Here is a 20,480-nt window from a genome sequence, read left to right as displayed (position 1 = left end):
GCGATATCGTTAATGGCATAAGTGGGTTAAGGTTGCGGGTGGCGTAAGCGGAGAAGGTGGTGGTGCTGGTTTTTGGGAGGGTGATTCGCATGTTGGTGTCCACGTTGGTCGGGGTGGTGAGACCGGGGTCCAGCTTTGAGTGAGTGGTTGGCTCGATGTTTTGGGCGTAGTGGACGTTTTCGCCGTGCGGGTCCTTTTCTTTACGCTGTTACAAATACGATGTTCGCCGGGGCTCGCCTCGCTTCGCTCGATATAGTGGGGTTTATTAATGGGGTTGGTTATAAACGTGCCGAGCCTATGGCTCTTAGAGCATTTCAACAAATGATGCAGCGGTGTGCTGCGCTCTGATGGGAAGCGGTCTTTTTGGCTTTTGGCTTCGTTTCGGCTCAGTCACAGGCTACTGCGGGCATGTTCCTTCGCCACAGCCTCGTCAAAAGCCAAAAATCCTCGTTTCACATCGCTGTATTATTTCTGTCAATGCTCTGATGAGAAGCGTTGGGCGAATGGCTGAGCGTTCGTTCCATGAGAAGATTTCTTTCGTCCCTGAAGGGACTTGATTTTGTGCGGAGGCCAACCCAGCAATAAATTGCTGGGCTAAGATCTGTCGTCCCTGCGGGACTTGGGACGGCGGAGCAGCAGCTCCGCCCATACCCCAGACTGTCGGTCGTCCCTGCGGGACTGCAGCTCTGTCCAACCCCGCTATGTTCCGGCGATACCATCGCGCTCCGCACGTCTCAACCTCTCGGCTAATATCTTTCAACCCTCCGGGTCGCAAGAAGCTGACATGCGCCCGGGAAATTGACATTATTCCTTTTCAACTTTGAGGCTTGGGCCGACCAGGGTTCCGTCCATCAGAACGACGCGGCATAGTGTGGCGGTTCGGCCTTCATTGAAAATTTTATCGTAGGTGGCTTCGTCTTTAGGGGCTAATTGTATTTGATAAAGCCAGCTATGGGAATTCTGGACGGTTTTGGAAAACGGAGAGTCGGACGGGAAGCTAATCGGGCGAGCGGTGATGGAGTCTATCCGCCAATTTACAATCTGGGGATTTGCTTTTTCTATCGCTTGCATGGCGGTGGTCACGGCCTGATGCATCGGCAGGGGTGGTTCGGTGGAATGTCCGTCCCAGGAGGGTTGTTTCTTCAATGTCTCCCAGTTCACGAGAAATTCCCAAACGACGTTTTTTGCATTTGCGATTTCGTCGAAGGTAGCGACGGAAATTTGGTTGGTTTCGCTGGCGAATGCGGGCGAACTGTTCCCGATTAAAATCGCAACCAGCGCGGCAATGAGCTTGGGGTATTTTGAAATTGTTTTCATCGCGCCAAGGAGAGTTGTGATCGCCGAGCCATTTAAGAGGGTTTTGTTATTCATGGTGGATCAATCGGGTTTGCTCTGTAGAAATCATATTACCATGAGGAACGAAGACGGGAAATGTGTTCGGCGGGGGCGCCAAACACTGCACGCGGGGGCGCGTGCGCTCCCCAAAAACTTACTTCGGTTTTACTTTTGAATAATAAGGAACCAATGTTTTCTACCGAGCAAATCAGGTTCAATTTTTTTTGATTTTGACTTCGAAGAGTTTTGGCCATTTTTTGCCGGTGATGAAGAGGCGGTCGGTGGCGGGGTCGTAGGCGATGCCGTTGAGGACGTCGGTGTTGGTGTCGCGGTCGGTGGGTTGCAGTAGGCCGCTGAAGTCTATGGTTCCGAGGACGTGGCCGGTGGCGGGGTCTATGCGGACGACGTAGTCGGTCATCCAGATGTTGGCGTAGATTTCGCCTTTGATGTATTCGAGTTCGTTGAGGTTGCCGACGGGGCGGCCGGCGTCGGTGACTTGGATGGTGCGGGTGGCTTGGAAGGTAAGGGGCTCGAGGAAGCGGATTTGGGGGGTGCCGTCGCTGAGGATGAGGGAGCGGCCGTCGGTGGTGAGGCCCCAGCCTTCGCCGGGATAGGTGTATTGCATTTCGAGGGCGAAGGTTTGGAGGTCGTAGCGGAAGGCAAGATGGTGTTGCCACGTGAGTTGGTAGAGTTTGCCGTTGAGTTCGGCAAGGCCTTCGGCGAAGTATTCGGGTGGTATGTCTATGTGTTGGAGGACTTTACCGGTTTGGAGGTCTACTTTGCGGAGGGTGGATTGGCCGTAGAGGCCGGTGCTTTCGTAGAGGACGCCGTTGAGGTAGAGGAGGCCTTGCGTGAATGCATCGCGATCGTGGGGGAATGTGCGGATGATTTGGTAGGTCTCGAAGTTTCCGGAGGGTGTGGGCGCGGGGAGGAGTGGCGCGGGCGCGGGGGAGTTATCGCAGCCGGTGGCGAGGAGAAATAGGGTGGCGATGGCGAGCAGCGCGGGGAGGCGTGGCCGGAAGAATGCGGATGCGAATTTCATCGGGACTGGTGTAGCTGATTTTGCGGGGGTTGGCAATTCAAGCTGTGCGTGGAGGGCGTCGTGAAAAAAAAGAACGGCGGTGGTAAGCCGCCGTTGCATGGGGAGATGTGTGAAAAAAATTTACGCGGTTTTTGCTTTCGCTTCGTTTTGGCCGCCGAGGACGCGGCGTACGGTGAGGAGGAATTCTTCGTTGTTGATGGGCTTTTGGAAGAAGGCGACGGCGCCGGCGGCGAGGGCGCGTTCGCGGAAGCGTTCGGGATCGCTGCCGGTGATGATGATGACGGGAATGCCGGCGGCTTCCTGAAAGCGTTGCATCCATTGCATGATGTTGAAGCCGTTCCACTGGAGGCCGGCGGAGCCGACGTCGGGCGGGAAATTAATATCGAGCACGATGAGGTCGGGTTGTTCGGCGCGGGCGGTGCTGACGGCGGTGGCGCCTTCGGTGGCGGTGAGCACGGTGAAGCCGAGCGCTTTTAATTTGAGTTCAAAAGCTTTGAGCACGACGGGATTGTCATCCACGACGAGGATTTTGCGGCCGGAACCGATGCCGGGTTGCGCGTGGCGATCGCCCGGGGCTACGCCGCCGCTGCCCACGAAAGGCAATTCTTCTTTAGGCTGGGCCACCGGTTCATTGCGCCATTTTCCAAACAATTTCATAGGGATTTGCGGGTTGGGAAATAAGGAATCTGTACCGATACAGGACAACGAACTGGCATGCTCTGATACGCCCGCCGCTGATGGCGCGCGCGCCGCAACCGGCAATTAAGCGCCGATATCTCGTTTGTTTTCGCTGTTTTCGTCATGTTCATTATTTCAAGCACTTTCCTGAATAGCGGTTCTCATGCCATTTATATTACGTTCACGCATTCCTCGCGGATGCAGCCGGCAAGCGGTGAATTCAAATACGCTTTTGCGAAATACAAAATGCACAAATGGGAAGAAACATTGGGCGGCGCGGCGAGCGTATGTTACGGTCGTGGCGCGTGACGAATAAATTTTTCGTGGCGGGAGAAGAACGCGCGGCGCGGGTGCAAGACCTGTTCGCGGCGGTGGCGCCTCGTTACGACTTGATCAATGACTTGCAAAGTTTTGGACTGCATCGTTATTGGAAACGGCGCGTGCTCACGCTGGCCACAGTGCGTCCGGGTATGCGCGCGCTTGATTTGTGTTGCGGGACGGGAGACATCGCCCTGGCTTTGGCTCGCGAAGGCGCGGAAGTTGTGGGCTTGGATTTCAGCGCGCCCATGCTCGCCGTGGCGCAGCAACGACTGGAAAATTCCTGCGCGCAAAAAAATTCTTCCGTGCAATTTTTGCAAGGTGATGCGCAACACATTCCTTTCCCGGACGCGAGCTTCGATATCGTGACCATCGGTTACGGCTTGCGCAACCTCGCGAACCTCGATGCCGGTTTGCGCGAAATCCAGCGCGTCGCCCGGCCCGGCGCGAGATTGCTGGCGCTGGATTTTGGGCGGCCGGATAACGCGCTCTGGCGCGAAATTTATTTTGCGTATCTCGGAAAATTCGTGCCGTGGATGGGCCGGATTTTTTGCGGCGATCCCGACACACACAGTTACATTCTTGAATCCCTGTTGCATTACGCCGGGCAACACGGCGTCGCGGCGCGGATGGAGGCGCTCGGCCTGATAAACACGCGCATCATCAATTTCATGGGTGGCGTGATGAGCATCAATTACGCGGAGAAACCGCGATGAAATGTCGTTGCCAATCGGCGCGGCGCATGAACAGAATTCAATCGTGAACAATTTTCGCGACAAAATGATTTCGTGGGACGCGTTGCCTGCGTGGCGCGCCGGGTTGCGTGAACGCGGCGTGAAACTGGTCGTGACCAACGGTTGTTTTGATATTTTGCATCTCGGTCATGTGACTTATCTCGAAGGCGCGCGCAATCTCGGCGACGCACTTTTGGTGGGCGTGAACAGTGATGCCGCCGTGCGCGAACTTAAAGGTTCGCAACGTCCAGTAAATTCCGAAGCCGATCGCTCCGCCGTTTTGGCCGCACTGGAAAGTGTGAATGGCGTTTGCATCTTCACCGAAAAAACCGCGACGCATTTTCTCAAGCTCGCGCAGCCGGACGTTTACGTAAAGGGCGGCGACTACACGCTCGAGACATTGAACCAGGATGAACGCCGCGCTGTGGAAGAAGCGGGAGGAAAAATTATTATCGTGCCCATTGTCCCCGGCAAATCCACGACCTCACTGTTGCAAAAAATTTCGCGCCTGTAATTAGCCGAGCCGCGAAGGCATCTCTACGAGGTTGAGTTAATGGGCTGACAAAGCGTGAAGCTCCGCCTGCGTCATCTCCGTGATGAGTTGGACGAAGGTGGTTTGCGGTTCCCAATTCAAAAGACGTTTGGCTTTGGCAGGGTTGCCGCTCAGGTGCAGGGGTTCGGCGGGACGCATGAAGCGCGGATCCTGTTTGAGGCAATCGCGCCAGTGGAGTTGCACGACGCTGAAAGCCGTTTCAACCACGTCCTGGACGGTGTGCAATTTGCCGGTCGCAAAAACAAAATCTTCCGGTTTGGCATGTTGCAGCGTCATCCACATGCCGCGCACGTAATCGCGGGCATGGCCCCAATCGCGCTGGGCGGTGGTATCGCCAAGCACCAATTCCTTTTGCAAGCCGAGCTTGATCGAAGCGGCGGCGCGGCAGATTTTTCGCGTCACAAAATTTTCACCGCGCCGCGGAGACTCATGATTATACATGATGCCGTTGCAGGCGAAGAGCCCGTGCGTCTCGCGATAGATGACGACCATTTGCCGCGCGAAGGCCTTGGCGCAGCCGTAAGGATTCACCGGCGCCATCGGCGTTTCTTCATCTTGCGGCGAAGCGGCGGGGCGGCCAAAAATTTCACTCGAAGCCGCGTGAAAAAATCGCGGGGCCTTGGGCAGGTCGCGCAACATTTCGAGCAATCGCAGGGTTCCCATCGCGGTCATTTCGCAAGTGGACTCAGGAATTTCAAAACTTAAACCGACATGGCTTTGGCCCGCGAGATGATAAACTTCGTCCGGCGCGGATTTCGCGAGGGTGCGCCGCATCGAGGTCGGATCGTCCAAGTCCGCGTAATGCAGAAAAAGGCGATGACCGTAAGTTTTTGGATCCTGATAAAGTTGTTGAAGGCGCGAGCGATCCAGGCTGCTGGTCCGGCGCACGACGCCGTGGACTTCATACCCTTTTTCGAGCAGCAACTCGGTCAGGTACGAACCGTCCTGCCCAGTGATGCCGGTAATCAGCGCGCGGGTCATGCTCAGCCTTTGACTTTGATTTTGCCTTCGAGATGATCCTGCAGCAATTTCACGTCGGCATCCACCATGTCAATGACGAGGTCTTTGAATTTGATTTTCGGCTCCCAGCCCAATTTCCTTTTGGCCTTGCTGTAATCGCCGATGAGCAATTCCACTTCCGCCGGGCGATAATAGCGCGGATCAATCTCCACGTATTTGTTCCAGTCGAGGCCGACGTGGCCGAACGCGTGATCGAGAAATTCGCGGATGGAATGCGTCTCGTTCGTGGCGATGACATAATCATCGGGCGTGTCCTGCTGCAGCATGAGCCACATGGCCTGGACATATTCGCGAGCGTGGCCCCAATCGCGCTTGGCATCGAGGTTGCCGAGGTAAAGTTTGTCCTGCAACCCCGCCTTGATCTGGGCGACGGCGCGGGTGATTTTGCGCGTGACGAAAGTCTCGCCGCGGCGCGGAGATTCGTGGTTGAAAAGGATGCCGTTGCTGGCGTGCATGCCGTACGACTCGCGATAATTCACCGTGATCCAATAAGAATAAACCTTGGCGCACCCGTACGGACTGCGCGGATAAAATGGCGTCGTTTCCTTCTGGGGAACTTCCTGCACGAGGCCGTACATTTCGCTGGAAGATGCCTGGTAGAAACGTGATTTCACGCCGGTCTCACGGATGGCTTCGAGCAGGCGAATGGTGCCGGTCGCCGTGATGTCGGTCGTATATTCCGGGCTGTCAAAACTGACGCGCACATGGCTTTGCGCGGCGAGATTATAAGTTTCGTCCGGCTGGATCTGGCCGACGAGACGCGCGAGCGCGCTGGCATCGCTCAGGTCGCCGTAATGCAAAAACAAACGGCTCTTGCCGGAATGTTGATCGGCGTAAATGGAATCGAGGCGGCCGGTGTTGAAAGTGCTCGCGCGGCGGATGATGCCGTGGACTTCATAACCTTTGCTAAGAAGAAACTCGGCCATGTAAGAGCCGTCCTGTCCGGTGATGCCAGTGATTAACGCTTTTTTCGACATAGGTTTAGATTAAGGTTCGGGGCTGAGGATTTAAAGTTTAAAGTTGTCGCAGAGGTGACACGACGATTCGCGCCGTGCCGCGGATTGCGGCGGCCTTGAGCGAGGGCGAAGTTGACTGTTCGTCCGCGGGCCTTATGCTTAATTGCGTGATCAAAACGGGATTTAAATGTGGGCGCCTGATTGCGCTGGCCATGCTTTTTCTGCCCGGCATGGCTGCCGCCGCGCCCTTGATCGCGATCGCCGCGACCAACGGAGTTCCAGGCACGACCGTGCAAGTGCCGGTCCTGCTGGCAACCGATACCAATCTCTTGTCGGCAGAATTCGACCTGCGCTTTAATTCAAAATCCCTGACCGCCAGTCCGCCAGTTGCGGGTGACGCCGTCGCCGACCACATGGTGGCATCGTGTGAAGTGAAGTCCGGCGTCCTGCGCGTGGCGATCAATTCATTTTCCCATGCGCAGTTGAAAGACGGCGTGCTGGTCTTTGTGCCGATGACCATCGCGACGAACGCGTTCCTGGGAAAAGAGACTTTGGTGTTCACCAATGTGGCCTTGTTTGGCGCCGGCAAAGATCCGGTCCGGCCCATCAGCATAATGAACGGAACGCTGACGATTATGAAACCGGTGCATATCGGGATGGCAGTGACAAATGCAGCCGCACAAGGAGAGGCGCATGGCGTCGCCGCGGAGTAAGATCAAGACACGCGTGTGCGACTCGCGCAAATCCCCTACCTTGCGCGCAGTGTCAAGAGGCGTTCGACGGGTTGAGGCCGCGCTTATTTTGTTTGGCTTTCAGTCAAAATTTTTCCAACGTCAGATTTTACCAGCATGCGATTTCTGATGTTGAACTGGCGCGATCCGAAGAACCCGATTTCCGGCGGCGCGGAACGGGTGACGCTTGCATATCTCGCCGCATTGCAAAAGCGCGGCCACGAAGTCTTCTGGTTTGCGAATGCTTTCCCTGGCGGTTCGCGCGAAGAAACCATCGAGGGTGTGCGCATCGTGCGCGGCGGCGGCATGGGCACTTCCATACTGAAGGCGATTGATTGGTATCGCCGCCAGCCGAAATTCGATCTGGTGATGGACCAGCACCACGGCATTCCCTGGTATGCGCCGTGGTGGTGCAAAACGAATTGTGCCGCTTACATCCACGAAGTGCTTGGACCCATTTGGAGCGCTTTTTATCCGTGGCCGATTTCGATGATCGGCCGCTGGCAGGAAAAATGGACGCATTGGTTTTATCGCAAAGTGCCATTCTGGACGGCCAGTTCCTGCACGCGGGAAATTCTTTTATCGCACGGCGTCAAGTCCGTGAAAATGATTCCTTACGGCGTCTATACTGTTGCGCTGGCGTCCTTGCCAGAGAAAACGCTGGAGCTGCCCTTGCGGCTGGTGGTCGTTTCGCGACTCGCGCCGAACAAGCGCATTGATCACGCCGTTCGCACCGTGAAATGCCTGGTGGACCGTGGCGTGGATGTGCGGTTGACGATTGTCGGGACGGGTGAAGTGGATGCCCTGTTGCGGAAGTTGGTGGCCGAATTGCAACTGGGCGAACGCGTGGTTTTTACCGGTGGGCTTTCCGAGGCGGACAAGGATGCGGAATTGCGGCGCGCGCATTTTTTGCTGCACACCTCCCTGCGCGAAGGCTGGGGCCTAAACGTCGTCGAAGCCAATGCAATGGGTACACCGGGCGCGGTGTACCCGGTGGCGGGCCTGATCGAATCCACGTTGCACGACGAAACTGGAATTATTTCCAAGGCGGAAACACCGGAGTCGCTCGCGGAGGGGTTGGTGGAGATTTTGAAATCGCCGGAGAAATATGCGCGCTATCGGGTTGCGGCGTGGGAACGGGCGAAGACGTTGCATTGGGACCGGGTGTTGCCGCTGGCGAGCGAATGGCTGGAGCAACAAGCGCGCGGCAGATGATTCCAAACTCGCTTGCCAGCAAAACGTGAAACTGGCAACCTGTTTCAATCGTGTTAAGCAACCCAAAGCAGGCGCGGCATGCTGCGGCCCAGTGCTGGTGCGGAATTCCACTCTATGAGTGAAGGCGCCGAAAAAATCGCGCCGCCGCCGTTGTCGCTGTTGTCCATCGTCGTTCCCGCGCGGGACGAGGAGGGTTGCATCGCTTCCATGGTCGAGCATTTGCATATTGAACTTAAACTTCACAATGTGCCGCACGAAATCGTGGTCGTGGATGATGGCAGCAAGGACCGCACGTGGGAAATCCTCAGCGAGCTTAGGAATTCCATTCCCAATTTGTGCCCGTTGCAGAACACCGGCCAGCATGGGTTCGGCCGCGCGATTTTTTGCGGCCTGGATAATATGCAAGGCGACGCCGTGGTGATCATGATGGCGGACGAATCGGATGACTGCCGCGACGTGGTGCGTTATTGGCAGAAGTTGAACGAGGGGTTCGACTGTGTTTTCGGCAGCCGCTTCATGCGTGGTGGCGGGGTGATTGATTACCCGCGCGTGAAGCTCATGATCAACCGCATGGCGAATTTATTTTTGAAGGTGCTGTTTCAGATCAAATTGAACGACACCACCAATGCCTTCAAATGCTACCGCCGCACGGTGATTGAAGGTTGCCGTCCGCTGATCTCGCCGCATTTTAATTTGACGGTGGAGATTCCGCTCAAGGCGATCGTGCGGGGCTATACCTGGACGGTGATGCCGATCACGTGGCGCAACCGCCGCACCGGCGAAGCGAAATTGAAGATCAAGGAAATGGGCAGCCGCTACCTGTTCATCTGCCTTTATGTATGGCTGGAAAAATATTTCAGCCGCGGTGATTATAAAAAGAAATGAGCGCTAACGAACCAGCTGAATTGGAAAAAATCTATGAAGCCCGCTTCCGCGAGAACAAGGAATATCGCGGGCAAATCTGGTCGGTGCTGCTGGCGGAGTTTTTTCAAAAATTCGTGAAGCCCTCCGATCATGTGCTGGATCTGGGCTGCGGTTATGGGGAATTCATCAATCAGGTTCAATGCGCAAAAAAATACGCAATGGACTTGAATCACGATGCGCTTAAGTATCTCGACAAGTCGGTGACATTTCTTGAGCAGGATTGCTCGAAGCATTGGGAGTTGCCGGATAATTCGTTGCAGGTGGTTTTTACGAGCAATTTTTTCGAGCATTTGCCGGACAAAATCGCGCTGGGAAGAACCCTTGATGAAGCGCGTCGCTGCCTTGCGCCGGGCGGACGCATTATTGCGATGGGGCCGAATATCAAATATCTGCCGGCGACTTACTGGGAATTTTGGGACCATCATCTGCCGCTCACCGAAAATTCGATGACCGAGGCGCTGGTGACGCGCGGTTTTCAATCCGAATTGAACGTGGCGAAATTTTTGCCTTACACGATGGTGAATCAGCCACGCTATCCGATTTTCTTTCTCAGCCTGTATCTTAAATTGCGTCCGGCGTGGGGCTTTTTCGGGAAGCAATTCCTGGTCGTGGCGCGCAAAAAGTGACGGTAGTTGAGTCGGCGCGAAAGTCTTATCTGACGGACCGCGGGTCTATGACCCGCAGCAATATTCGACAAGCTTGCCGGTCACGATCTTTCTAATACGTTCATTTTTCAAGAGGGCTTCGAGTGGGGCGCGCCGTTGGCTGAGTCGTGTGCGGCAATTTAATCGGTCGTTGCTGCGGGTCATAGACCCGCGGTCCGTAAGGAAGTATTTCCATGAGCCGTTCGACAAATTCCTGTTAGCGGATTTTATTGATTTTATTGTGCTGGTTGCGCAATTTTTACGCGATGTCTGACGCACAATCACTTTATCGCAAACATTTCAATACGCCTGCCGTGCACCTGATTCGCGCGCCGGGGCGGCTGGAATTGCTTGGCAACCACACCGACTACAATGAGGGGCTGGTGCTTGCGCTCGCGGTGGACAAGGAAATTCAGATGGCGGTTTCGCCGCGCAATGACGGCAAGATCGAATTGATTTCCACCGCTTTTCCGCAGCCGGAAATTTTTTGGGCGGACCAGGCGAAAAAAAATCCGGCGGCGCCGTGGACGGATTATATCAAGGGCGTGCTGGAGCAACTGCGGCATCGCGGCGTGCATTTCAAAGGATTCAACGCGGCCATTCACGGCACAATTCCCATGGGCGCGGGCATGAGCAGCTCCGCCGCGCTGGAAGTCGCCACGACTCTGGCCGTGCGCCAATTATATCCCTTTCGTTTGACGGAGACGGGTCTCGGCAAACCGCCCGAGCGCGATACGAATGGCAAACTTTCTCCGCTGACTCCGGCCGAGAAATTGGAATACGCCAAAGTCTGCCGCGCGGCTGAAGCGGATTTTGTGGGCGTGAAAGTCGGGTTGCTCGACCAGATTTCGTCGTTGTTTGGCAAGGCAGCGCACGTGATGGAAATCGATTTTCGATCGCTGACGGTCGAGTGGGCGCCGATGGCGGGCGAGGCGATCATCGTTTGCAATTCGGGCGTGAAACATTCGTTGGTCGAGGGTGCGTATAATGAACTGCGGCGTAATTGCGAAGAAGCGGCGGCGGCGCTGGGCCGAAAATTTTTGCGCGAAGTGGACATGAAATTTCTCACGACGAACAAGTCGAGATTGACCGAGCGCCAATATCAGTGTGCGTATCATATCGTGGGCGAGAATCAGCGCGTGGTGGCGGGTGCGAGGGCATTGCAGGACGGCGACCGGCAGCAGTTCGGGCAATACATGTTCCAGAGCCACGAAAGCTCGCGCGATTATTTTAAGAACAGCACAAAAGAATTGGACCTGCTCGTGGAGTTGGCGCGGACGCATGCGGGTTGCCTGGGTGCGCGCTTGACGGGTGGGGGATTTGGCGGCGCGACGATCAATCTGGTGGACCAGGACGCCGCGAAGGATTTCATGGCCAGCATGTCGCGGCAATATGAGCAGAAGAGCGGGCACAAGCTGGAACCAATTCTTTGCCAGATTGTGAACGGGGCGGAATGATTTAAACTGAGATTTAGTTTGTGACCGCTGAAGCAGACTATAATTGAACCAACGCTGATTTCATGGCGATCATTCCCAGACCATTTCGCGCGACGCCGAAACTTGGGCCGCCCAAGAGCGGGCCGCGCCAGCGCATCCTCAAGGAATGGCGCGGGGAAGACGCTGACGCGCACGCGAAGACCAATCTGGTTCGCACGCGCAAAGTGGCGGACATCATGCCGAGCGTGCTGGTGGAATTGCGCATGGACAATCGCCGCGCCGAGGCAGAGGTGGTGAAGGTTTGGAATAACCTAATTGATCCGGGAATTGTCGCGCACGCGCAGCCGACCGGATTGAACAAGGGAACACTTTTCGTGACGGTGGACAGCAGTCCGTGGCTGGATGAGATCGTGCGCTATCGCCGCAAGGAAATTCTCAAGCGGCTGCAGCATAGTTTCGGCACGGACCTGATCGCGCGAATTTCTTTTCGCATCGGGTGATCAGGCTGGCACAGCGCCAGCCGGCTTGGGCGTGGCGTGTTCATCCAGCACTAAAACACCGTGCGGCGGGAGGTCGTAATTTCCCGCAACGACTGTGCCGGTGAGGAAATCGTGCATGGGTTTGTAGAATTGGATGCGGATGGGGGAGTTCTGGTGGTTGAGCAAAAAGTAAATGCGCGTGTTGTCTTTTTCGCGCATCGTGACTTCCACGGTGTCGGGAACTTTGAGCAGCGGCTGGAGATTGCACAACTGGCGCAGCCAGACGACGAGGTCGTCGTAAAAATGTTGCTGGCTCATGGTTCCGATGTAGATCGCCTTGCCGAGGCCGAAATTGTTCATGGTCATCGCGGGGCGGCCCGCGTAAAAATCCTTCGCGTAGGTCGCGAGCACCTGGCATTCCTTGGGTTCGATGATGTCGCACCACACCTTCGCGGTATGATGATGGTTCGTGGGGAAGGTGCCCTTGAAAGTCAGATGATTTTCCTCGCCGGGCGGCAGCGGATCGAACTCGAGCACTTCCATGCCGAACAAGTCCGTGAGGTCATGTGGATAGCCGCAGTTCGGCGCCATGTGATGTTGATCAACAAGGCCGGTGTTGAAAGTGCTGACGAGTGTGCCGCCGTTTTGCACGTAGAGCTTGAGCAAATCGGCCTCGCCGCCGGCCATGAGATGCATTGAAGGCGCGATGACCAGTTTATATTTTGAAAGGTCCTCGGTGGGGCGCGCAAAATCTATCGAGAGATTGCGATGGTGCAGGCCGTTGTAAAAAAGCTGGATGTGTTCGCGCAGGCTGAAATTTTTGTTGGGCTGCATCGGCTGTTGCATGGCCCAATCGTTGTCGTGGCTGTAGAGGATGCAGACGTCCGAGACGATCTTTGTGCCGCGCAAGGCTGGGGCAAGCAGTTTGATTTCGTCGCCAAGCTGGCTGATTTCGCGATAAGTGCGGCTGTCTTTGCGACCGTTGTGCGGCAGCACGGCGCCGTAAAATTTCTCGCTGCCGATCAAGGGCTGGCGCCAGCGGAAATACAAGACGCCCGTCGCGCCGCGCGAAATCACGAGGTAGGTGAAGAGCCGGACGACTTGGGGGCGCACGAGCGAATTGACGTCCTGCCAATTCACCTGACCAGCTTTTTGTTCGATGACCCAGAAGCCTTCTTCACCGTCGGGGGTCCGGATGTTGTGCTTCTTGAGCGAGCGCAACATGTCGAGTTCGCACGCCATCTCGGAAGATTTGGATTTGATCGTGGCGTTGCTATCCACGGAAACAAAGTCGAGCGCCTCGGCGACGTCGAAATGATCGAAGCGCCGATAGAGCGCGCGGAGGTTCGCGGTGACGGGACATTTGGGCGTGAGTTCGTGGAGGATGTCCGCCTGCATCTTGACGAAGGCGAGGATGGTATCACTGCAAAAACGCATCCAATCGAGCGCCAGCGCGGGGTTGTGCAATGTGGGCGAGTGGCGCGGCATGGGAATGTGATCCCAGTCGCTGACGATCTGGCCCCAGTGGCGCGCGCCGGTCTGTTCGTTGAAACGCTCGATGACTTCGTATTTGGCCTTGAGCCAGGAATGCCAGTCGCGGCGGGTCTCTTCGTTGAACGAGGCTTCGGTGTTATGCGCGCCGAGGCCGTTATCAATCTGCCAGGCGATAAGCTGCGGATGATTGCCGAGCGCGCCCGCCATCGCGCGAACAATCTTCTGCGAAAAATCCCAATAAACATTGCTGTTGAGGCAGGTCGCGCGGCGCGTGCCTTCGCCGTGGACGTGGCCGTGCTCATCAATGGGAAGTATCTCGGGATGATTTTTGGCCAGCCAGATCGGCGGCGCGGCGGTGGGTGTGCCGAGGACGATTTTGATGCCGGCTTTACCGACGACATCCATGGCGCGTCTGAGCCAGGAGAAATCGTATTGGCCCTCGGAAGGTTCGCAGAGTCCCCAGGAAAATTCGCCCATGCGGACAATATTGACACCGGCGGCGACCATCAGTTCGACATCGCGTTCCCAACCGGATTCGGGTTTTTCAGCGGTGCCGGCGTACGGAAAGACCCAGTGCTCAGGATAGTAATCTACGCCAAAATACATAACGATTATGCGTTAGGAGGTTAATGCGTTGAGCGATACCTTGATTGTACGCCGATGTGGGAAATGCGCAATCTAAAAGTGGGGAGGGGAAGTTAACCGCGGAGGCGCGGAGGTTCGACTTGAGGAAGAAAAAATTATTTTGTCGGAGTGGCCATTAAGTCACGGGCATGGTTGATCACGTAATCCCAGTTGAAGGCGGGGCCGGGGTCCACTTTGTTGGATTGGATGTGATAGTGGCCGAGGATGCCGTGATAATTTTCCCATTCGTAGTTCGTGAGTTTGTGGGGGATGAGTTTGCCGGAGGCGTCCACAGGATATTTGCATTCGATTCGCGGGAAGACAGTGCAAAGCGTGGCGGTCAATTTCACCAGCGCGGCGTATTGTTGCGGCGTGAAGTCGTATTGCTCAAGTTCTTCGCCCTGGATTTCGCCTTTGATAATCTCGGGGCGCGCGGGATGGCCGACGAAATGAGGCGTGCGCACACCGCCATCGCCAAGGCGCGCAGGAATGGTGATGGTGGTTTGGCCGTCAGGCTCATGCTTATACCAGTTGGGCAAAGGATTTTTCTCCTTGCGGCTGTAGGAGCCCATGTTGGCGATTTCAATTCCGACGGAGCGCGTGTTGGCGATGGTCGCGTGCGGGGCGCGTTCCTTCAGGTCGAGCGTTTGATAAATGGTTCCGTCAATGTCCAACATGAAATGCACCGACAAATCTCGATGGTCCTGGAGGATGTTGAAACATTGCCGGCTGACGCCGCAGACATCGAAGTGAATCACGAATTGATCCACGATTTTTTGCAACAGGAGCAAATCCCAGCCGCCGCCGCGAACGCGTTCGACTTCGGCATCCGTCAGCGGATTGCGGCGGAGACCGTAGCGATTGGGCGCGGTGAGTTCGGGTTCGGCTTTGGCGGAATCGGCCCAGCTTGATTTGTCGTAAGGCGCGAAACGGCGTTCGACGCGGTAGGCATCGTAACCGCCCGGATCCAGCCACAGCACGACCGGCGTGCCGGTATGAATGAATTTTCCGGCGACGACGATTTCGTCATGCTGGCGCGGCTCGAATGCGCCCGGACGTGGTGCGGTGCGGCAGCCGGTGGATGCGAGAAGCAGGAGAGCGGAAAATAAAACCAAAGTTAGCGAAAGCTTTTTCGAGCACGACCGGAAAATCATGCGCCATATTTCATGGGCATGTGAGTCAGGTCAAGCTTGGGATAGAACCCGGCAAGGCAGTTAGATTCTTCACGAAATAGTAAAAGGAGCGGTTTTATTTTTGCGGATTACCGAGTTAGCGCGCCGGCGACCATTCTCCAAACCTCCAAGAATCAAAAAGGTTAAAAATCAGATAAAATAAATGAAATAAAAACACAATGTAGGCAATTTAAGCTGCGAAATTGCCTACATTGATATTTTAATAAAGGAATATATGACAGTCAATGGAATTGTAGGCAGGGTATCAGTTTGGGTTATCAGTGAGTATTAGTGTGGTCAGTGTGGGTTGTAGCGGCGGCCTATGACCGCCGTTTTGCGAGGGATTCGACGGTCATAGACCGCCGCTACAGGTTGAAATTTTCAAACTGATACGCTACCGAATTGTAAGAAAAGAAAATCTTCCTCGCGGGTAACAGTTACTTTGACACACAGGTCTCAAGGTTTTCGAGACTCAAAATCCCGGCATTTTCAAGTATCTCACGGCTGCCGCCGGGAAAGTCATTAGGCGAGGCGCGCCGGTTCATAAATGAGTTAGCCAGATTAAAATGCGATCGGGTTTATTAGCCTGGTTAAGTTCTGGGGCGTTTTCGTCTCGAGGGTAGAACAGGGTTGGCGAGTGGCGCTGGAGTTACAGCCGCGAGTTACTCGAAGTTTTTTCTGGCTATGCCGGCGCGTTTCTCCGGTAATGGTGCGCGAAGCGATGAACAGTTATTTCAACGCCGCCGACTGGCTGATTATTTTTTTCTATCTCGGCGGCATCATTTTGCTCGGCGTCTGGTTCGGCAAGGACCAGAAGAACACGCGCGATTATTTCCTCGGCAGCAAAAATATCCCGTGGTGGGGCATCGGCCTGAGCATCGTGGCGGCGGAAACGAGCGCGCTGACGATCATCGGCGTGCCGGCGATGGCTTACGGCACGGACATGGCGTTCATGCAGTTGATCATCGGCTATGTGATCGCGCGCATCATCCTCGCGATCGTGATGGTTCCGCATTATTTCAAGGGGGAAATCTATTCGCCGTATCAACTGTTCGGAAACGCGTTCGGACATTCCGTGCGGCAAACGGCGGGCGGATTTTTTCTGCTGAGCGAAACGCTGGCGGCGGGGGTGCGCGTGTACGTGGCGTGCATTCCGATCCAGCTTTTGCTGGGCATCCATATCTTGCCCGCGATTTTTTTATTCGTCATTCTCTCGCTGATTTATACTTACATCGGCGGGGTGAAGGCGGTGATCTGGACGGATGCGGTGCAGTTCGGGTTGTTTCTCGCAGGCGGACTTTTCACCTTGTTCTATATACCGCACGTTTTTCCCGGCGGGCTGGGCGAAGTGTGGCGGCAGGCGTCGGCGGCGGGAAAATTTCACTGGCTCAACCCGCAATTCTCGTGGCACGACCCGATCAATATCTGGATGGGAATCATCGGCGGGACAGTGATGGTGATGTCGTCACACGGCGCGGAACAACTCATCGTGCAACGCGTTCTGGCGTGCAAAAATGTGGCGGACGGGCGCAAGGCGCTGGTCTTGAGCGCGGTGGTGATTTTCCCGCTGTTCCTGATTTTTCTTTTGTGCGGCGCGATGCTGTGGGTGTTTTATCAGTCGCATCCATTTCAAATTCCGCTGCCGGAATCGCGGCCAGGCATCAAGTCGAACGATTTTATTTATCCGATTTTCATGCTTACGGAAGTGCCGCATTATTTGAAAGGATTGCTGATTGTGGCATTGCTTTCTGCGGCGATGTCGTCGGTGAGTTCGGCGCTAACGGCGCTGGCATCGGTCTCGACGATGGACTTCGTGAAGGGATTTATTTCGAAGGGGCGGTCGGAGGGATATTACCTGGCGTTCAGCAAAATCTCGACGGTGTTTTGGGCGGCGGCATTGATTTGGGTGGCTTACTTGAGCCGGCAACAAGCATTCATTCTGGATGCGGCATTCAAGCTGCGCGGACTGACGAGCGGCGCGTTGCTGGGTGGATTATTACTGGCGCTGTTTTGGAAACAAGGGCGCGCGATGGCGGTGATTGGGGGCATGGTGACATCGTTGGTGGTGATGACGTGGATCAGCCCGATTGTGCAAGCGTGGAAGGGATTGCCAACGTGGTTGCGGTTGGAAAATCAAATTGCGTTTCCGTGGTACACGTTGATTGGATTGGTGATTATGCTGGGGGTGACGGGAATGATTTCGTTGGTCGTGCGGCGTGAAGGGGGACGGCGGAGCGGCAGCTCCGCCCTACCGTGACATAAATGAAAAAGCCGCCGGTGAGGGCGGCTTGGGGAAAACGGAATTAGTTGATCAGCTTATTTTTTGCGGCGGAAGAACGCGGCAAATGTCGCGGCGCCCGTGCCCAGCAAGGCATACGTGCTCGGCTCGGGAGCGGCTGAGAGCGTGAGGCTGTTGAAAGTGATGTCGTAGGCGTTGCCGGGAGTATTGCCAGCCGGGTCCAGTTCAAGATTGAAACCGTACAGGGCATCATTACCGGCGGCGACAGCGGTTTGCTGTGCGGTGGTAAGATTCACGGTTTCCGAATAGGTTCCGGGAAAAGTAAACGTATTGTAGCCGCCGTAAGGTGTGCCGCTGTTCGGGCCGGCATTGTCATTCAAAATAAAAGGCACGCCGACGTAAAATGCACCGGCTGGACCGTTCAAGGTGAAGGTGAGCGTCACCTGGGTGTCGGCGGCATCGAGTGGGATTGGGGTTGGGTTGGCATAATACAAACTGCCATAGCCGGTGGACGATACTTCGTAGCCTGCCGCCGAAGGTGTAATGACGGTGGGTGAAGCGGACCAACCGGGATAAAGAGTGGTCTGGCCGGCAGTCATGTTGCCCAGGGTGGGATTCCCGGTGGCTGATTGCGCGAGGGCCGAATTCACGGCCGCCAGCGCCGTCATCCCCGTGACCGCAGTCACGATCCACTTTGCGTTTAGTTTCATAGTTTGTTTAGCTGATTTGTTTCGATGGTTGTTGCAACAAGGTCACAACGCGGCCTGACATTGGTGCTTGGTGGGCATATTAAAGGCGGAGGAGGGATGTGAGGGTAGTCGCATGAAGTGGTTACAGCGGGATTGCTTGCGTTGAGTTTTGCGGGTATTTTTAAATTTGCAAAATGCTGGTTTGCAAATATATGCGAAAGCAGAGGGGAGTGGATCGTTTTTCGAGAAAGGCGGGATTTTTGTACGGACGCGGTCTTTCAACCGTCGCGCTGTACTCTAACGAACGACGGTGGTCGCGCTGGAAGGGTCGTTGTTATTGCGGTGCCATTTATCCATCCGGGCGGCAAATAGCAATTCTTTGCCTGCCATCACGGAAAGTTTGTTGGTGGTGCAAATCACCTCGAGGTCATTGGCGGAGGTGGAAATCCTGGCCCGTTCCTTACCGTCCAGAAGCACCTTCTCTCGTTCAAAAGTCACGGTATGATCAACGCTCATTTTAGCGGCGGCATCAAATTGCACTTCTCCTAACCTTACATCAACCATTTCACCTTGCCGCTGGATACCTACTGAAACCATATCGCCACGCGCGACCACGCTGCGCCCGCCGGGGGTGCGGCAACTGGCGGTATTGGAATAATGTGCGGAAGCTGAATGGTCAGCCGCGCCGGTCTGGGTAACGGGAGTTGATTTACAACCGAATAGTGAGACGAAACAGGCCAGCATTAAGAGGCTTCGCGCTTTTTTCCGTGTCATAAGCTTCGTGGGTTTCCGAGCGGAGGGTAGCTGCTAATTGGACAAAGGACAACCTTTTTTGGCGTCAAAGTTTGATGGCTATTTATATGCGAATGCCCGGCGGTGTGGGAGCGCCACCCTGCTTTGAGGGTGGTTTAGGATGCGTACGAACGTGTGCGCCTTTGAAGACTATGGATTGCATTTCGGCAAGCCGGCGATAAAGTCTGGCCACAACCCTTGAATCGAAAAAAATAAAAGAAAGCGTGCTATGAAATATTTTCGGTGTTCTTTGATGTCTATTATTACGTTGTTGGTGATGGTGTTTTCCGCCGCGGTCAGTTTTGCCATCGAGCCGGAACCGCCTGCCAGTCCGGAAGTGGCGGCGGCGATGCAGCCGTATTTGGATGGTTATAAATTGGCGGGCATCATCGGCATCATCGCGGACAAGGATGGGAAGGTGCATTACAAAAACCTGATCGGTTATGCCGACGTCGAGGCGAAGAAACCGATCAGCGAGGACAATGTTTTTTGGATCGCTTCGATGTCGAAGATGTTCGTCGGCGCGTCTATCATGATGCTGGTGGACGAAGGCAAGGTGAGCCTGGACGATCCGGTTACCAAGTTCATTCCGCAACTGAGCAAGTGGATGGTGATGGAGGAGAAGGACACGAATCACGTTTTGCTTAAGCCATTGGTGCGGCCAGTCACGATCCGGCATTTGTTGAGTCATACGAGTGGTCTTACTGCGCTGTCCGAGCTTCAGCGGGAGACGGGCGCCGACAGCACGCCGCTTAAAGATCGCGCGCTGAGTTCGGTGTGCGGGCCGCTTCAATGGCAGCCGGGCGACAAATATCAATACGGCAACCAGGACATCAATATCGCCGCGCGGGTGGTGGAAATCGTCAGCGGCATGGCTTACCAGGATTTTTTGCAGAAGCGTTTTTTCGATCCGCTGGGCATGACCGAAACCACGTTCTGGCCAAGCGATGCGCAAATCGCGCGGCTGGCTAATGCCTACGGTCCGAACAAGCGCAAGACCGGTTATGCGAAGGGTAAGGTTGATTTTCTGACAATGCCGTTCAGTGATCGCGTTCATCGTTATCCCGAGGCGGCGGGGGGATTGTTTTCAACGACGCACGATATTTTTCGTTACGGATTGATGCTGGCGAACAACGGCGAACTGGACGGCAAGCGCTATCTTTCACCGGCGGCGATGGATGAATTGCGCAAGGAACAAACGGGGGCGACGAAGGTCAATTACAGTTTGGGTTATCATTTGCGCAACGGCATGTTCGGCCACGACGGCGCTTACGGCACGGATTTGTCGGTCAATCCCAAGACGGGGATGGTTGCCATTTTCATGGTGCAATGCACGAGTGGCGATCAATGGGCGGCGCGCGATCTTTTTCTCAAGACGGCGACGGAGGTTTATAATAGGAAGTAA

Annotated in this window: 19 protein-coding genes; 10 read left to right on the top strand and 9 right to left on the bottom strand. The window is 55.3% G+C overall.

The annotated features are described in order from the left end of the window. Window positions 1-804: 804 nt before the first annotated feature. The 3 genes from VH413_18270 to VH413_18260 form a co-directional block, all read right to left on the bottom strand. Window positions 805-1,317: a hypothetical protein gene (locus VH413_18270; GenBank protein ID HEX3800645.1), complete on the bottom strand. Its 513-nt coding sequence runs from the start codon at window positions 1,315-1,317 to the stop codon at window positions 805-807. Between the two features lie 232 nt (window positions 1,318-1,549). Next, on the bottom strand, window positions 1,550-2,476 hold the full coding sequence (locus tag VH413_18265) for a glutaminyl-peptide cyclotransferase (GenBank protein ID HEX3800644.1): 927 nt from the start codon (window positions 2,474-2,476) through the stop codon (window positions 1,550-1,552). Between the two features lie 21 nt (window positions 2,477-2,497). Then, window positions 2,498-3,034 carry a response regulator gene (locus VH413_18260; protein HEX3800643.1) on the bottom strand — a complete coding sequence of 179 codons (537 nt, stop codon included), beginning with the start codon at window positions 3,032-3,034 and terminating at the stop codon, window positions 2,498-2,500. A 275-nt stretch (window positions 3,035-3,309) separates the two neighbouring features. Here VH413_18260 and VH413_18255 point away from each other — a divergent pair, with 275 nt between their 5' ends. Next, the gene (locus VH413_18255) at window positions 3,310-4,089 is read left to right on the top strand and encodes a class I SAM-dependent methyltransferase (protein HEX3800642.1); all 780 of its coding nucleotides are present in this window, start codon (window positions 3,310-3,312) and stop codon (window positions 4,087-4,089) included. Between the two features lie 64 nt (window positions 4,090-4,153). Further along, entirely contained in the window at window positions 4,154-4,621 is a 468-nt protein-coding gene (locus VH413_18250; GenBank protein HEX3800641.1) for an adenylyltransferase/cytidyltransferase family protein, read from the top strand. A gap of 36 nt (window positions 4,622-4,657) precedes the next feature. Here VH413_18250 and VH413_18245 read toward each other — a convergent pair whose 3' ends face one another. Then, complete coding sequence (locus tag VH413_18245) at window positions 4,658-5,641, bottom strand: GDP-mannose 4,6-dehydratase (protein HEX3800640.1); 984 nt, start codon at window positions 5,639-5,641, stop codon at window positions 4,658-4,660. 2 nt (window positions 5,642-5,643) lie between these two features. Continuing rightward, on the bottom strand, window positions 5,644-6,657 hold the full coding sequence (gene gmd, locus VH413_18240) for a GDP-mannose 4,6-dehydratase (protein ID HEX3800639.1): 1,014 nt from the start codon (window positions 6,655-6,657) through the stop codon (window positions 5,644-5,646). 191 nt (window positions 6,658-6,848) lie between these two features. Between gmd and VH413_18235 the strand changes: the two genes are divergently transcribed. The 6 genes from VH413_18235 to VH413_18210 all read left to right on the top strand — a co-directional run bounded on the left by VH413_18235 (window position 6,849) and on the right by VH413_18210 (window position 12,086). Then, a complete protein-coding gene (locus tag VH413_18235; GenBank protein HEX3800638.1) occupies window positions 6,849-7,349 on the top strand; it encodes a cohesin domain-containing protein in 501 nt (166 codons plus the stop codon). A gap of 135 nt (window positions 7,350-7,484) precedes the next feature. Next, the gene (locus tag VH413_18230) at window positions 7,485-8,582 is read left to right on the top strand and encodes a glycosyltransferase family 4 protein (GenBank protein ID HEX3800637.1); all 1,098 of its coding nucleotides are present in this window, start codon (window positions 7,485-7,487) and stop codon (window positions 8,580-8,582) included. Between the two features lie 114 nt (window positions 8,583-8,696). Continuing rightward, window positions 8,697-9,467, top strand: a complete 771-nt coding sequence (locus VH413_18225; protein ID HEX3800636.1) for a glycosyltransferase family 2 protein — start codon at window positions 8,697-8,699, stop codon at window positions 9,465-9,467. Then, on the top strand, window positions 9,464-10,132 hold the full coding sequence (locus tag VH413_18220) for a class I SAM-dependent methyltransferase (protein HEX3800635.1): 669 nt from the start codon (window positions 9,464-9,466) through the stop codon (window positions 10,130-10,132). The genes VH413_18225 and VH413_18220 overlap by 4 nt, the downstream gene beginning before the upstream one ends. A 284-nt stretch (window positions 10,133-10,416) precedes the next feature. Next, window positions 10,417-11,607 carry a galactokinase family protein gene (locus tag VH413_18215; GenBank protein HEX3800634.1) on the top strand — a complete coding sequence of 397 codons (1,191 nt, stop codon included), beginning with the start codon at window positions 10,417-10,419 and terminating at the stop codon, window positions 11,605-11,607. A gap of 62 nt (window positions 11,608-11,669) precedes the next feature. Then, a complete protein-coding gene (locus VH413_18210; GenBank protein HEX3800633.1) occupies window positions 11,670-12,086 on the top strand; it encodes a DUF721 domain-containing protein in 417 nt (138 codons plus the stop codon). Here VH413_18210 and VH413_18205 read toward each other — a convergent pair whose 3' ends face one another. Together VH413_18205 and VH413_18200 are read right to left on the bottom strand one after the other, a co-directional pair. Then, entirely contained in the window at window positions 12,087-14,165 is a 2,079-nt protein-coding gene (locus VH413_18205; protein HEX3800632.1) for a beta-galactosidase, read from the bottom strand. 134 nt (window positions 14,166-14,299) lie between these two features. After that, window positions 14,300-15,337, bottom strand: coding sequence for a peptidoglycan recognition family protein (locus VH413_18200; GenBank protein ID HEX3800631.1), 1,038 nt, complete (start codon window positions 15,335-15,337; stop codon window positions 14,300-14,302). Between the two features lie 724 nt (window positions 15,338-16,061). Here VH413_18200 and VH413_18195 point away from each other — a divergent pair. Beyond that, window positions 16,062-17,612 (top strand): sodium/solute symporter, encoded by a 1,551-nt coding sequence (locus tag VH413_18195; protein HEX3800630.1) that lies wholly within the window; start codon window positions 16,062-16,064, stop codon window positions 17,610-17,612. Window positions 17,613-17,671: 59 nt separating this feature from the next. Here VH413_18195 and VH413_18190 read toward each other — a convergent pair whose 3' ends face one another. Beyond that, entirely contained in the window at window positions 17,672-18,304 is a 633-nt protein-coding gene (locus VH413_18190; GenBank protein HEX3800629.1) for a PEP-CTERM sorting domain-containing protein, read from the bottom strand. Window positions 18,305-18,580: 276 nt separating this feature from the next. Further along, the gene (locus tag VH413_18185; GenBank protein HEX3800628.1) at window positions 18,581-19,057 is read right to left on the bottom strand and encodes a hypothetical protein; all 477 of its coding nucleotides are present in this window, start codon (window positions 19,055-19,057) and stop codon (window positions 18,581-18,583) included. Between the two features lie 271 nt (window positions 19,058-19,328). Here VH413_18185 and VH413_18180 point away from each other — a divergent pair, with 271 nt between their 5' ends. Beyond that, window positions 19,329-20,480: a serine hydrolase domain-containing protein gene (locus tag VH413_18180; protein ID HEX3800627.1), complete on the top strand. Its 1,152-nt coding sequence runs from the start codon at window positions 19,329-19,331 to the stop codon at window positions 20,478-20,480.

It is taken from the genome of Verrucomicrobiia bacterium, assembly GCA_036268055.1.
GTDB lineage: Bacteria > Verrucomicrobiota > Verrucomicrobiia > Limisphaerales > Pedosphaeraceae > DATAUW01.
Note: the sequence above shows the minus strand (reverse complement) of the source record. Positions and strands in the feature narration are given on the sequence as shown.

What these genes read in the sequence shown, in the direction of transcription:
- VH413_18210 (HEX3800633.1), top strand. Translation starts at nt 11,670, where the DNA reads ATGGCGATCATTCCCAGACCATTTCGCGCGACGCCGAAACTTGGGCCG.
- VH413_18230 (HEX3800637.1), top strand. Translation starts at nt 7,485, where the DNA reads ATGCGATTTCTGATGTTGAACTGGCGCGATCCGAAGAACCCGATTTCC.
- VH413_18270 (HEX3800645.1), bottom strand. Translation starts at nt 1,317, where the DNA reads ATGAAAACAATTTCAAAATACCCCAAGCTCATTGCCGCGCTGGTTGCG.
- VH413_18245 (HEX3800640.1), bottom strand. Translation starts at nt 5,641, where the DNA reads ATGACCCGCGCGCTGATTACCGGCATCACTGGGCAGGACGGTTCGTAC.
- VH413_18200 (HEX3800631.1), bottom strand. Translation starts at nt 15,337, where the DNA reads ATGATTTTCCGGTCGTGCTCGAAAAAGCTTTCGCTAACTTTGGTTTTA.
- gmd (HEX3800639.1), bottom strand. Translation starts at nt 6,657, where the DNA reads ATGTCGAAAAAAGCGTTAATCACTGGCATCACCGGACAGGACGGCTCT.
- VH413_18185 (HEX3800628.1), bottom strand. Translation starts at nt 19,057, where the DNA reads ATGACACGGAAAAAAGCGCGAAGCCTCTTAATGCTGGCCTGTTTCGTC.
- VH413_18180 (HEX3800627.1), top strand. Translation starts at nt 19,329, where the DNA reads ATGTCTATTATTACGTTGTTGGTGATGGTGTTTTCCGCCGCGGTCAGT.
- VH413_18215 (HEX3800634.1), top strand. Translation starts at nt 10,417, where the DNA reads ATGTCTGACGCACAATCACTTTATCGCAAACATTTCAATACGCCTGCC.
- VH413_18255 (HEX3800642.1), top strand. Translation starts at nt 3,310, where the DNA reads ATGGGAAGAAACATTGGGCGGCGCGGCGAGCGTATGTTACGGTCGTGG.
- VH413_18235 (HEX3800638.1), top strand. Translation starts at nt 6,849, where the DNA reads ATGCTTTTTCTGCCCGGCATGGCTGCCGCCGCGCCCTTGATCGCGATC.
- VH413_18265 (HEX3800644.1), bottom strand. Translation starts at nt 2,476, where the DNA reads ATGCAACGGCGGCTTACCACCGCCGTTCTTTTTTTTCACGACGCCCTC.
- VH413_18190 (HEX3800629.1), bottom strand. Translation starts at nt 18,304, where the DNA reads ATGAAACTAAACGCAAAGTGGATCGTGACTGCGGTCACGGGGATGACG.
- VH413_18220 (HEX3800635.1), top strand. Translation starts at nt 9,464, where the DNA reads ATGAGCGCTAACGAACCAGCTGAATTGGAAAAAATCTATGAAGCCCGC.
- VH413_18195 (HEX3800630.1), top strand. Translation starts at nt 16,062, where the DNA reads ATGGTGCGCGAAGCGATGAACAGTTATTTCAACGCCGCCGACTGGCTG.
- VH413_18260 (HEX3800643.1), bottom strand. Translation starts at nt 3,034, where the DNA reads ATGAAATTGTTTGGAAAATGGCGCAATGAACCGGTGGCCCAGCCTAAA.
- VH413_18205 (HEX3800632.1), bottom strand. Translation starts at nt 14,165, where the DNA reads ATGTATTTTGGCGTAGATTACTATCCTGAGCACTGGGTCTTTCCGTAC.
- VH413_18225 (HEX3800636.1), top strand. Translation starts at nt 8,697, where the DNA reads ATGAGTGAAGGCGCCGAAAAAATCGCGCCGCCGCCGTTGTCGCTGTTG.
- VH413_18250 (HEX3800641.1), top strand. Translation starts at nt 4,154, where the DNA reads ATGATTTCGTGGGACGCGTTGCCTGCGTGGCGCGCCGGGTTGCGTGAA.